This is a genomic window from Cetobacterium sp. ZOR0034 (assembly GCF_000799075.1).
Classification (GTDB): Bacteria; Fusobacteriota; Fusobacteriia; order Fusobacteriales; family Fusobacteriaceae; genus Cetobacterium_A.
The window spans coordinates 39,452-51,556 of sequence record NZ_JTLI01000013.1; the positions used below are offsets into that span (position 1 = coordinate 39,452).

13 protein-coding genes are annotated in these 12,105 nt (G+C 29.8%); 3 read left to right on the plus strand and 10 right to left on the minus strand.

Annotated elements, in window-relative coordinates:
- Positions 1-4: 4 nt before the first annotated feature.
- Positions 5-1,168: a nucleotidyltransferase gene (locus L992_RS03885; protein ID WP_047394547.1), complete on the minus strand. Its 1,164-nt coding sequence runs from the start codon at positions 1,166-1,168 to the stop codon at positions 5-7.
- A gap of 126 nt (positions 1,169-1,294) precedes the next feature.
- On the opposite strand from L992_RS03885, the gene L992_RS03890 reads away from it, so the two are divergent.
- The 3 genes from L992_RS03890 to modB are packed head-to-tail and all read left to right on the plus strand — an operon-like array spanning position 1,295 to position 3,390.
- Positions 1,295-2,062 carry a type III pantothenate kinase gene (locus L992_RS03890; protein ID WP_047382540.1) on the plus strand — a complete coding sequence of 256 codons (768 nt, stop codon included), beginning with the start codon at positions 1,295-1,297 and terminating at the stop codon, positions 2,060-2,062.
- 21 nt (positions 2,063-2,083) lie between these two features.
- Positions 2,084-2,743, plus strand: a complete 660-nt coding sequence (gene modA / locus L992_RS03895; protein ID WP_052193898.1) for a molybdate ABC transporter substrate-binding protein — start codon at positions 2,084-2,086, stop codon at positions 2,741-2,743.
- The gene (modB, locus tag L992_RS03900; protein WP_047394549.1) at positions 2,740-3,390 is read left to right on the plus strand and encodes a molybdate ABC transporter permease subunit; all 651 of its coding nucleotides are present in this window, start codon (positions 2,740-2,742) and stop codon (positions 3,388-3,390) included. Before modA ends, modB begins: the two co-directional genes overlap by 4 nt.
- Positions 3,391-3,410: 20 nt before the next feature.
- Here the strand turns inward: modB and frr are convergent, their stop codons facing one another.
- From frr to L992_RS03945, 9 genes are all read right to left on the minus strand, one after another.
- Positions 3,411-3,971 (minus strand): ribosome recycling factor, encoded by a 561-nt coding sequence (frr, locus tag L992_RS03905; protein ID WP_047394552.1) that lies wholly within the window; start codon positions 3,969-3,971, stop codon positions 3,411-3,413.
- 15 nt (positions 3,972-3,986) lie between these two features.
- Positions 3,987-4,703 carry a UMP kinase gene (gene pyrH / locus L992_RS03910; RefSeq protein WP_047382545.1) on the minus strand — a complete coding sequence of 239 codons (717 nt, stop codon included), beginning with the start codon at positions 4,701-4,703 and terminating at the stop codon, positions 3,987-3,989.
- A 79-nt stretch (positions 4,704-4,782) separates the two neighbouring features.
- Positions 4,783-5,670 carry a translation elongation factor Ts gene (gene tsf, locus L992_RS03915; RefSeq protein ID WP_047382546.1) on the minus strand — a complete coding sequence of 296 codons (888 nt, stop codon included), beginning with the start codon at positions 5,668-5,670 and terminating at the stop codon, positions 4,783-4,785.
- A 91-nt stretch (positions 5,671-5,761) separates the two neighbouring features.
- Positions 5,762-6,505, minus strand: a complete 744-nt coding sequence (gene rpsB / locus L992_RS03920; protein WP_047382547.1) for a 30S ribosomal protein S2 — start codon at positions 6,503-6,505, stop codon at positions 5,762-5,764.
- Between the two features lie 116 nt (positions 6,506-6,621).
- Positions 6,622-7,350 (minus strand): peptidoglycan editing factor PgeF, encoded by a 729-nt coding sequence (gene pgeF / locus L992_RS03925; RefSeq protein WP_047382549.1) that lies wholly within the window; start codon positions 7,348-7,350, stop codon positions 6,622-6,624.
- Positions 7,341-8,360 (minus strand): 3-deoxy-7-phosphoheptulonate synthase, encoded by a 1,020-nt coding sequence (gene aroF / locus L992_RS03930; protein WP_047382551.1) that lies wholly within the window; start codon positions 8,358-8,360, stop codon positions 7,341-7,343. The genes pgeF and aroF overlap by 10 nt, the downstream gene beginning before the upstream one ends.
- A 24-nt stretch (positions 8,361-8,384) precedes the next feature.
- Positions 8,385-11,162: an ATP-dependent DNA helicase gene (locus L992_RS03935; RefSeq protein ID WP_047394555.1), complete on the minus strand. Its 2,778-nt coding sequence runs from the start codon at positions 11,160-11,162 to the stop codon at positions 8,385-8,387.
- An 89-nt stretch (positions 11,163-11,251) separates the two neighbouring features.
- On the minus strand, positions 11,252-11,419 hold the full coding sequence (locus tag L992_RS03940; RefSeq protein ID WP_047382554.1) for a 4Fe-4S binding protein: 168 nt from the start codon (positions 11,417-11,419) through the stop codon (positions 11,252-11,254).
- Positions 11,420-11,559: 140 nt separating this feature from the next.
- Positions 11,560-11,826, minus strand: coding sequence for a hypothetical protein (locus L992_RS03945; RefSeq protein ID WP_047382556.1), 267 nt, complete (start codon positions 11,824-11,826; stop codon positions 11,560-11,562).
- Between the last annotated feature and the right edge of the window lie 279 nt (positions 11,827-12,105).

Consider the following 12,105-nt stretch of genomic DNA (forward strand, 5'->3'; position numbering starts at 1 on the left):
AATCCTACCTTATCATTATAGGGATTTTTCTATCTTCATACGGATTAACCATTGAATATATTTTGCTTGCAATTTCGTTCATTTCTAATAATTTCAAGTTTTCCTCACTCAATATTCTCTGAATATTTTTAAGTGTTGTTAAAATTTCAATATCTTTTTCTTTTAAAAACTTTAAATAGTTTTGCCCATCTTTTGTAAAACCTAAAACTCTAACATATGGAACATTATTTTTAACACTCTCCACATCACTTTTTTTTATACCTAAAAGGATGTGAATAAGTATTCTTTGAGTTCTACCTATTGTAAATCTTTTACTTTGAATCTCTTTGAAAAATTCTTCAAAATCAATACATTTGAAAGCTGCTTCATATAATCTATTTTCATATCCATCCTCTATATCTTGAATATATTTCAAATTATATTTTTCCAATAAAATTTTATGCCTTATAAACGGATAGAAATCTTTTAATTTCGCAAATCTATTTTTTTCTAAAGCTTCTTTTAAAATATCATATGTCGTTAAAGGAACAACATCTTTTATCTCTTCACCTTGCTCTAATTTTTTTCTAATTCCTGTAGCACTAGATATTCCATCTTCTATTCCTTCTGAATAATATCCACTTTTCTCTCTTTTTATTGCTACTGGTTCTATATCACTTTCCCAAAACTTCAAAGCTTTAATATATTCAACACCTAAAATATCATTTGAATTTAAATCTATCCCTTTATTTAATTTTCTTAAACTATTTGAATAAGCCGTTGGATATGAGTTTCCATCTTTAAGTTGCTTTTTTAACTCTTCTTTAAACTCATTCATCTCCTCTAACTCTGCTCTTTCTTTCAAGCTTTGAACATCTCCACTCTCTGATCCAAAAACTATCTTTTCTACTCCCATTAAATCTAATAGTCCAACTGCTCCTCTAGAAAATATCTCTGCACTCTGAGTTGAATAAAATACTGGTAATTCTACCACTATATCCACCCCATTTCTTAAAGCTAGTTCTGCTCTATCCCATCTATTTATTAATGCTGGCTCTCCTCTTTGAACATAATCTCCACTCATAACAGCAATAACTAAATCTCCGTGCTCTCTAGCTTTTAAGCAATGATATTTATGTCCATTGTGAAAAGGATTATATTCGACTACTATTCCTACCGCTTTTTTCATCTGACACCTCATATTCATATTTACTATATTATATGAAATTTTAATAATTTATCCGAGAAAAATTTACATTTTTTTAATTATAGTTTATAATATGGATTATCTAAAATTTTATTAGGCGGTGATTACATGCTTTTAGCTGTAGATATTGGAAATACTCATATTGTTACTGGATTACTTAACCCCAACGGAGAGGTTTTACTTACTTTCAGAGTATCTTCAAACGAAAAATTAACTGAGGATGAATATTTTTCATACTTAAAAAATATATGTGATTTTAACGGAGTTGAAATTAAGGAGTTAAATGGAATCGTCATATCATCTGTTGTTCCAAACCTAATTGGAATTTTCCAATTCTTAGGTAGAAAATATTTTGAAATTGAACCTATGGTTATAGATTTAAATCTAAATCTACCATTTACATTCTCTGAAACTCTTCAGATTAATGGATTTGGAGCAGATAGAATAATCGACATTGCACAAGCTGTTATCGATTATCCAAATAAAAATTTGGTTATTTTTGATTTAGGAACTGCAACTACTTACGAAGTTTTAAAAGATGGAGTTTATATTGGTGGTGGAATTTTACCTGGAATAGAGATGTCTATCAATGCTTTATTTGGAAATACTGCTAAACTTCCTAAGGTTAAATTCAGCACTCCTGAAAGTGTTTTAGGTAGAAATACTGCCGAACAAATACAAGCAGGAATATTCTATGGGTATGCTGGACAATTAAAAAATATAATTCAAGAAATTAAAAAGATAGTTCCTGACCCATACATTATTGCTACTGGTGGACTTGGAAAGATTCTTTTCGCTGAAATTCAAGAGATTGATGAATACTGTCCTGAACTTAGTATCAGAGGACTTTACACTCTTTATAATATGAACAAATAATTTTTAGGGGGGGGAGGATTTATGAAGATAGTTTTATTACTTTTTCTTATGGTTTTTCAACTCTCTTTTTCAAAAGAGCTGCTTCTAAGTGGAGCTGCTTCTTTAAAAGAGTATTTAGAAAAAAATATTGAAGAATACAAAAAAATAGAACCTGATTTCAATGTTACATTAAATCTAGGTGGTTCTGGTACACTTAAAAAGCAGCTTGAAAGAGGCGGCGATGTCGACATCATCTTTTTAGCTGATAGAGCCTATATGATTGATTTAAAAGAGAATAAATATATTGAAGATGAAGAGGTTATTTTAGAAAACTCATTAGCTTTAATTAAAAACAAAAAAGTAACATCAGAAAATGGAGTTTTAGCTATTGGAGATCCTAAATACGTTCCTGCAGGAGCATATGCTACTGAAGTTCTTGATAAATTACAGCCTAAAAACTACTCTTTCGTATACACCAAAGATGTTAGAAGTGTTTTATCGTATGTTGAGCTTGGTGAGGCTGATTTTGGTATAGTTTATCTAACTGATACTAAGCTTCTTAAAAACTCAGAGATTGTTAAAGTTTTTGATAAGAATCTCCACTCTCCAATCGAATATTCAATTGGAATAGCAGAGTCATCTAAAAATAAAGCTGAAGCCAGAAAATTTATTGAGTTCTTAAAAGGAAAAGATTGGGAATGATTAATGCTTTAAAACTCTCTCTTTCTATCGGAACAATAGCTATAATTTTCAATCTTTTTTTCAGTATTTCACTTTATTTTATTTTTGAAAAAAAGAGAAAATCCAAAAAGATAGTTGAATTTTTACTTACTCTTCCAATTTTTTTACCACCATCTGTAATTGGATATATGTTGATTATAGGTTTAGGGATAAATAGTTTTATTGGAAGAATCTTCTATAGATATCTAGATTTCAGATTTATCTTCTCTTTTGAAGGTGCATGCTTAGCTGCAATTATAGTTTCTTTACCTATTTTATATCAAGGCATCAAAGTAGCCTTCGAAACAATAGATAAAGTTTATATTGAAACAGCACAGTGTTTAGGAGTTTCTAAGTTTAATATGATTAGGTACGTCTATATTCCATTAGGTTATAGAAAAATCTTATCCGCAACTATTCTTGGAATTGGCAGAGCTTTTGGAGAATTCGGAGCAACTATTTTAATTGCAGGGAATATTCCTGGAAAAACCAGAACACTTCCCTTAGCTCTATACTCTGCTATCGAATCCGGAGATTATTCTGAGGCTAATAAGATTTTAATTATTCTTTTAATTTTTAGTACAATCTTCTTATCTATATATATATTTGTAACAAAAAAAGAGAGTTGAAAAACTCTCTTTTAATTTAACTATACAGTTGTGATCTCTTTTTCTTTTAAAGCTAAAAGCTCATCAATTGTTTTTATTGTTGCATCTGTTAACTTTTGAACTTCATCTTCAAATCTCTTTAAATCGTCCTCAGTTATCTCTCCCTCTTTTTCTAATCTTCTTAGAGAGTTGTTCATGTCTTTTCTAACATTTCTAGCTGCAACTTTTCCGTTTTCAGCTTCTGTTTTAGCAAACTTTACATACTCTTTTCTTCTATCAGCTGTTAACTCAGGAATCATAAGTCTGATAACTTTTCCATCGTTGTTTGGAGTTAATCCTAAGTTTGAAGTCATTATAGCTTTTTCTATTACAGGTATAACTGACTTATCCCAAGGATCGATTACTAATAATCTAGCTTCTGGAGCTGATACTGATCCAACTTGGTTTAATGGCATTAAAGATCCATATTGCTCTACTTTTATTCCATCTAACATAGAAACAGATGCTCTTCCTGCTCTTATTGAAGCAAACTTGTGCTTTGTTGAGTCTATTGCTTTACTCATTTTCTCTTTACATTCATTAATTACTACTTGTGCGCTCATTTTACCCTCCTAAAATTATCCATTTACTACAGTTGTTCCGATTTTTTCACCTAAAACAACTTTTTTAATGTTTCCTTCTGTTAATGAATCGAATACAACGATTGGCAATTGGTTCTCTCTACATAAAGAGATTGCTGTTGCATCCATAACTTTTAAATCTTTATTTAAAACCTCTGTATAAGTTACATCTACATATTTTACTGCATCTGCAAATTTTACAGGATCCTTGTCATATATTCCATCAACTTTTGTTGCTTTTATTACAACATCAGCATTGATTTCAATAGCTCTTAAAGCTGCAGCTGTATCTGTTGTGAAGTATGGATTTCCAGTTCCTCCACCGAAGATTACAACTCTACCTTTTTCTAAGTGTCTTTGAGCTTTTCTTTTTATGAAAGGCTCTGCAACCTTTGGAATTTCGATTGCTGTTTGTACTCTTGTAGGTACTCCTAGTGATTCAATTGCATTTTGAAGAGCCAGTGAGTTTATAACTGTTGCTAACATTCCCATATGGTCTCCAGTTACTCTATCTATACCTTGTTCAGTTCCAGATAATCCTCTAAAGATATTTCCTCCACCGATTACGATTCCTACTTCTACTCCTAAATCAGCTATCTCTTTTATTTGTCTAGCATATGAAGTGATTGTCTCAGATGAAATTCCAAACTCTTGGTCTCCCATTAAAGCTTCTCCACTTAATTTTAATAGAATTCTATTATAAACTGGCTTCATGTCAAAACTCTCCTCTTTTATCTTTTATTTAGCTTAAAAAAAGGGGGTGCTAAGTCGCACCCCTATAATTTTTGTTGTATTACGCGTTAAGTTGAGCTGCAACTTCTGCTGCGAAGTCTACTTCCTCTTTTTCGATTCCATCTCCAACTTTGTATCTTGCAAATGAAACTACTTTGATATCTCCAGCGTATTGTGCAACTGTTTCTTTGTTTTCAGCTTTTACGAAGATTTGGTCAACTAAACAGTTGTCCTCGTAGAATTTGTTCATTTTTCCAACTAATATCTTTTCGATAATTTGAGCAGGTTTTCCTTCAGCTTCTAATTGCTTTCTAGAAATTTCTCTCTCTCTATCTAAATCGTCAGTAGTTACAACTGATCTGTCTACGTATCTAGGATCCATAGCAGCAACGTGCATAGCGATATCTTTAGCTTTTGCTACGTTAGCTTCTGTAGCTTCTCCAGTCATTTCAACGATAACTCCTAATTTTCCTCCTAAGTGATTGTAAGTAGTTACAAATCCTTCAGCAGTTACTTTCTCGAATCTTCTTAGAGACATGTTCTCTCCGATTTTTGCGATTAAGTTAGTTATTGTTGTTTCAACTGTAGTTCCGTTTAAATCAGCAGCTTTTAAATCTTCAACAGTGTTGATTCCTGCAGTTAATGCAAGATCTACCATTGCTTGTCCTAAAGCTCTGAACTCGTCATTTTTAGCAACGAAGTCTGTCTCAGAGTTGAACTCTAATACTACTGCTGTTTTGTTATCAGCAGAAACACCGTCGAATATTAATCCTTCTGCAGCTGTTCTTCCTGATTTCTTAGCTGCTTTAGCAATTCCTTTCTCTCTTAGTAAGTCTATCGCTTTCTCGATATCTCCGTTTGTTTCTCCTAATGCTTTTTTACAATCCATCATTCCAGCACCAGTTCTATCTCTTAGTTCTTTTACTAATTTTGCTGTAATCTCTGCCATTTTTTCCTCCTAATTTTTTAGAATTCTTTCATATCTATATAGTACAAGGAATTGAGGGCTAAGCACTCAATTCCATAAATTCAAGTATTAATTACTCAGCTGATCCTTCTTCAACAGCGATTTCGTCTGAAGCTACTGCAGCGTTTTCTTTTCCTTGGTTTCCTTCGATGATAGCGTTAGCCATTACAGAAGCGATTAATTTTACCGATCTGATAGCATCGTCGTTTGCAGGAATTGGGTAAGTTATTAAATCAGGATCTACGTTTGTATCGATCATAGCGAATACAGGGATTCCTAATTTAGCAGCTTCTACTACTGCTAAAGTTTCTTTCTTAACGTCTACTACGAATATAGCAGCTGGAACTTCTTTCATATCTTTGATTCCTGATAAGTTTTTAGAAAGTTTAACTAACTCTTTTCTGAAGTTAGCAGCCTCTTTCTTAGTGTAAGCTGTATCTAATGTTCCATCAGCTTCCATTCTTTCTAACTCTTTTAATCTCTCTACTCTAGTTTGGATAGTTTTGTAGTTTGTTAACATTCCACCTAACCATCTGTTGTTGATGTAGTACATTCCTGATCTTTCAGCTTGATCTTTAACAGCTTCTTGAGCTTGCTTTTTAGTTCCTACGAAAAGAACTTTTCCACCGTTAGATGCGATTTCTCTCATTACAGCGTAAGCTTCCTCTATTTTCTTTAAAGATTTGTGTAAATCGATTACGTGGATTCCGTTTCTCTCAGTGAAGATGTATCTTGACATCTTTGGATTCCATCTCTTAGCTTGGTGTCCGAAGTGAACTCCAGCTTCAAGTAATTGTTTCATAGTAATTACTGCCATTTTTAATTCCTCCTAGTTTTGGTTTTTTCTTCCATTGATCTCAAAACTAAACATCCCCTAAGGGCACCTTGTTTAGAAATAATCAATGTGCATTTTATTAGCAAATTATTGTACCACTATTCTCTAGAAATGTCAACATATATATATGCTCCATTTCTTCCTGAAAGTTCTTTTTCTCTTCTATGAGAATGAAAATTCCCTTCAAATGTACAAAGTTGAGTTTCTATAATATTTTCTGATTTTATTCCAAAGTTTATCATCAAGTTATAATTAAACCTCTGATTATCAAAAAAATACTTTTCATCTATATTTAAAAATACTTTTTCTAAAATTTCATTTGAAAACTCTAGTTTAAATTTTTCATAAAAATCTTTTGATACCTCATAATTTTTAGGAGAGATTCCTATTCCGAAAGCTACTATAAGGTCTTTTAAATCAGTTTTAAATCTCTTTTGTAAAAGCTGTACTGCTTTTACTCCTATCTTTTTAAAACTTCCTACCCATCCAGAATGAACACAGCCATAAGCCTTATTTTTTTTATCATAAAAATAGATTGGCAGACAATCTGCATATTTAGTAAATATTACCACATCATCTCTATCTGTTAAAAAACCATCTGTATCCTCAGAATACTCTGGCGTTTCACTTTCTATTATAACTATATTATCCGAGTGTGTTTGATAACCTGAATAGATTTTTTTATCCTCTATTTTTAATATCGAGATTATATTTTTTCTATCCTCTTCATTTCGAACATCTCCAAAAGTTTTAGTTGTATAAATAGCTTTTAAATTAAACTCTTTAAACTCCTCTAGCTCCCAATATTCTTTCTTATCTATAAACATTTCAAGCTCTCTTTAAATTCTAGTGTTTTCTTTAATTTTTTACAAAGTATTTCAAAAGCTTCAAAGCTTAAAGTCTGATCTGCATCTGATAAAGCGCAACATGGATTTTTATGAATCTCTACCATTGCACCATCAGCTCCCGCTAAAACACATCCTAATGTCACAGGTTCTACCAGAGATCTTTTTCCTGTTCCGTGACTTGCATCTATAATTATAGGAAGATGTGTCTTTTCTTTTAAAAGAGCTATTCCATTTATATCTACAGTATTTCTAGTCGCCGTTTCAAACGTTCTTATTCCTCTTTCACAAAGAATAATCTGTGTATTTCCAAAAGCTACAATATACTCTGCAGCCATTAAGAACTCTCTTACTGTACCGCTCAATCCTCTTTTTAAAAGTACTGGTTTATCCGTTTTTCCAAGTTCTTTTAATAGACTAAAATTCTGCATATTTCTAGCACCAACTTGGAAAATATCTGTATATTTTGAAATCAACTCTATATCTCTTGTATCCATTACCTCTGTTACCATCAAAAGATTATAAGTATCACAAGCTTCTCTCATATACTTAAGACCCTCTTCACCTAATCCTTGGAAATCGTACGGAGATGTTCTCGGTTTGAATGCACCACCTCTAAGATATTCTCCGCCATTTTCTTTTACAACTTTAGCTATCTCTAGTATCATATCTCTATCTTCAATAGAACAAGGTCCTGCCATTAAAACTAAATCAGAGCTTCCAATTTTTCTTCCTTTTATTTCAATTACTGTATCTTCATTTTTAAACTCTCTACTCACAAATTTAAAAGGTTTCCCAATCTGTAAAACATCACTAACTATATGAAACTCCTTTAAAGTTTCTTTTGTTAATCCACCTTTTTTACCCATAATACCAATTTTCTTTATACCACCATCTAGAATCTCTAAAGCCCCATGTCCTGTTTCTTCTATAAATTTTTTTAACTCTAAAATTTCTCCAGATGTAGCAGATTTTTTTAATACTACATACATTCTAATCACCTTTTTTTATTCTTATTATATCATATTTATACCAAAACAGTGCTTTTTAAATTCACATTTTAAACATTTTTCTTTCGAAGAACTTTTTTCAGAAAAATCACACTTACTTATACGTTCAGATATCGTATCAAACTCCTTTAAAATATTCTCCTCATCACCTAAATTATACTCAACTTCTATTATCTTATTATTTTTAACAAAATAAATCTCCCCACCAATAATTTTTTTATCTGTATTTACAGATAAAAGATAACAATATAACCTTATCTGCTCTATATACTTATTCATCATCTCTTCATTTAATTCATCTGAACCAGTTTTAAAATCTATAACTTTCAATTCTTCATTTTCCTCTATAATTAAATCTAGTGTTCCTTCTATCGTATAGTTTTTTCTTAGAGCAAAAATATTTTTTTCTACATCTTTAAATTTTCTCTTAGTAAATTCACTTTTATAGTAATTTAGTATTTGAGAGAATCCCTTTTCCAAAATCTCTTTATTTAAGGATATATTATCCCTTTTTCTCATAGTTTCATATATTTCAAAATATTCTTTAGATAATTGACTGTCATCTAAATTTATATTTTGTAAAATATATTTGTTTATATTTTCTAAAGTTTCATGTACTAATGACCCATAAAAATTATCAACAGTTCGCATATTTTGAAATTCTAAAATTTTATTAAGTCTATATTTATATGGACACTCTTTATACTTCAATAAATCTCCGGTATACGAATAGCTTTCTTTTATTTCAATACTATTTATATTTTCTATATCTAAATCATTAAAACTTAAATCGCCAGAAAGGATATCAGGAATACTTTCATAAACTCTTTTAAAAGGCAAAGACGGAACTTGTCTTTTACCTTTATTGCTTTCAATTGCAGTTAAGACTAATAAATTCTTAGCTCTTGAAAACGCTGTATAATATAATCTCCAAAAATCGAAATCTTTTATTCTGTAATCTGGTTCAAAATCGTTATATGGAATATACATTCTTTCTAACTCTTCCTCTTCATTTCTGTCTCCCTCTGGAATACTTTCTAATGAACCAACTATAACAACAGGAAATTCTAATCCTTTAGACTGATGAATTGTTAAAAATGATACTGCTCCTTCTGGAGCATATTCCTTAATATCCTCATATTCATCTACACCATTTTGTTTTAAAAATTTTAAATGCATAGTAAAAAAATAGTCTCCAACTTTTATTATATTTTCTTTTTTTATTTTTAAAACACCAGAAATATTATCTGCTTTTTGAACTATTTTCGAAAATATTCCTAAATTATAAAGTTCTCTATTTTTTAAAACACCATTTAATTCTTTTTCAAAACTTTCTTTAAATATACTTAATCCAATAATTTTATAGTAAAGTTCTAGCAACGCTCCTTCATTTTTTTCTTGAAGATATTCATCTTTTAAATAATTAATTTCTTGTTTAAAAAGTTCATCAGATTTTATTTTTTTCTCCACAATATTTAAACATTTTTTGTAATAATCTAAAATTTCCAATTTATATTCATTATTATAAATCTTGCTTTCAGGCCTAGCTAAAATATAAAGAAAAACTCCTATTAAAAGTATAATCTCATCTCTATTAAAAAAAAGATTAGACCTCGGTGAATAGACTCCTATCCCTCTATACTCTAAATAATGCGCTAAAGATACAATTCTTTTATTTTTTACAGATCTAAACAAAAATGCAACTTGATTAAAATCATCAATTTTTTTTGAATTTTTTAAAAAAATTAAAAATTTAGCAATTCTGTCTTGCCATTTGCTTTCAGAGTCCTCAACCGATAATTTTACAACTCTGGTTTTCTCACTATTCTTTTCTTCAGGCACTACTAACTCTTTAGAGTGTCTAAACTTATCCCAATAAAGACTATTTATCCATTCTTTACAAAATTTAACAATATCTTTTTCTGATCTGTAATTAACTTCTAATTTAATTACTTTACACTCTTTTCCTATTCGTTCTTCAAATTGAAGTATATTTCTTATTGTCGCACCTCTAAATCTATATATCCCCTGGTCATCATCTCCTACAACACATATATTTTTATTTTCTCCGCCCATTAAAAAAATCAATTTTTCTTGAATTGTGTTTGTATCCTGATATTCGTCAATCATTATATATCTAATTTTTTCAGTGAATCTCTTTAAAATAACTTCATTATTTTTCAAAATTTGAAAAGCCTCTTTTTGAATCATTGAAAAATCAATTACATTCTCTTTGAAAAGAATCTCTTTATAGATTCTATATGCTTTTGATAAGAAACTTTCATCATATAGTTCTAATCCCTCTTCACTAAATTTGTTAAACCACTTTATTAAGATTTCCCCAATTTTCCAATTACTCAAATATTCTTTCTTTTCAAAAAATTCATTAAATCCCTTAATTTCTTTAAAATATCTCAATTTCGAAAAGATAAAAAACTTTTGATCTATATTATCAAGCACTTTGTATCCTTTTTTTAAATTAGATATCTCTATATTTTCATCTATAATTTTTAAACAGATTGAATGCAGCGTTCCTATATACATTCCTTCTATATGAAATTTTTCATCTTTCAATCTATCCATAACTCTTGTTGATAGTTCTCTTGCTGCTCTCTCTGTAAATGTTGAAATTAAAAGTTCCTCTGGTTTTATATTTTTCTCTTTGATCATATAAACCATTCTCTCTACTAAAGTTTTTGTCTTTCCAGAACCGGGTCCTGCTATTATTAACAATGGTCCGTTGATAGTTTCCACTGCTTCTTTTTGACTTCTATTTAAACTCATCGGAACACCATCCTTTTTTCTTTAAGTATACAAAAAAATCAAAAAAAAATAAAGCTTAGGTTTCCCTAAGCTTTAAAATCTAGTTATAACTATGCTGTTATTGCTGATACTGGGCAAACTCCTGCGCAAGCTCCACAGTCTACACAAGCCTCACCAATTTCATATTTTCCATTTGTGTCAGCTGATATTGCTGATACTGGACAAGTTCCTTCGCAAGCTCCACAACCAATACAAGTGTCTTTATCTATTATATGCATAACCAAATACCTCCTGAATTTTTATGTTTCTTTATACTATGTAATATACCTAATAAAATGGAAAAAGTCAAGATATTTTGATTGGAAAAAATACATTTTTTTCACAAAATTTTGATTATCAAACAATATGTGGAGTTAAATTAATTTTGATCACTACTACTTTTTATCATCTCTTGTCTTAATGCTTCATTATTTTTAAATTCTTGTTGCAGTTTTTGATAATATTTTTGAGCCGCTACTTCTATTGAAATATTATTACTTTCTGCGTAGGCTTCTATGTTTTTTTGATCTCTTTGATTTCTTTCCTCTAAGTTCTTTTGATAATCAAATTCTACTTCTCTTTCTGCAAAAGCCATAGTTCCTATTAATAAACTTCCAATTAAAACCATCATATTCATTTTTTTCATTTTTCTTTCCTCCTATTAATTGAGCATTTTTTATTACTAATATTTTACTAAATATTTGTGGCTAAAATATGTCTCATCTCTTTTTCATAAGTTATTTTAATCTATTTTGAAACAAATAAATAGATGGAGTGTTCACCTATGAACTATTCACCCTTTTTATTTACTTTTCATAAAATAAAGAGTATTATAAATTATTAGATAAATATGAGACTAACTATATGAAGTCAAGTATATAATTTTGTTTTTTCTAAAATATTTTTTAGAATTTTTTAAAAAAAT

Excerpts from the sequence above, each read along its gene's own strand:
- L992_RS03885 (WP_047394547.1), bottom strand. The coding sequence starts at position 1,168 with ATGAAAAAAGCGGTAGGAATAGTAGTCGAATATAATCCTTTTCACAAT.
- L992_RS03890 (WP_047382540.1), top strand. The coding sequence starts at position 1,295 with ATGCTTTTAGCTGTAGATATTGGAAATACTCATATTGTTACTGGATTA.
- modA (WP_052193898.1), top strand. The coding sequence starts at position 2,084 with ATGAAGATAGTTTTATTACTTTTTCTTATGGTTTTTCAACTCTCTTTT.
- modB (WP_047394549.1), top strand. The coding sequence starts at position 2,740 with ATGATTAATGCTTTAAAACTCTCTCTTTCTATCGGAACAATAGCTATA.
- frr (WP_047394552.1), bottom strand. The coding sequence starts at position 3,971 with ATGAGCGCACAAGTAGTAATTAATGAATGTAAAGAGAAAATGAGTAAA.
- pyrH (WP_047382545.1), bottom strand. The coding sequence starts at position 4,703 with ATGAAGCCAGTTTATAATAGAATTCTATTAAAATTAAGTGGAGAAGCT.
- tsf (WP_047382546.1), bottom strand. The coding sequence starts at position 5,670 with ATGGCAGAGATTACAGCAAAATTAGTAAAAGAACTAAGAGATAGAACT.
- rpsB (WP_047382547.1), bottom strand. The coding sequence starts at position 6,505 with ATGGCAGTAATTACTATGAAACAATTACTTGAAGCTGGAGTTCACTTC.
- pgeF (WP_047382549.1), bottom strand. The coding sequence starts at position 7,350 with ATGTTTATAGATAAGAAAGAATATTGGGAGCTAGAGGAGTTTAAAGAG.
- aroF (WP_047382551.1), bottom strand. The coding sequence starts at position 8,360 with ATGTATGTAGTATTAAAAAAATCTGCTACATCTGGAGAAATTTTAGAG.
- L992_RS03935 (WP_047394555.1), bottom strand. The coding sequence starts at position 11,162 with ATGAGTTTAAATAGAAGTCAAAAAGAAGCAGTGGAAACTATCAACGGA.
- L992_RS03940 (WP_047382554.1), bottom strand. The coding sequence starts at position 11,419 with ATGCATATAATAGATAAAGACACTTGTATTGGTTGTGGAGCTTGCGAA.
- L992_RS03945 (WP_047382556.1), bottom strand. The coding sequence starts at position 11,826 with ATGAAAAAAATGAATATGATGGTTTTAATTGGAAGTTTATTAATAGGA.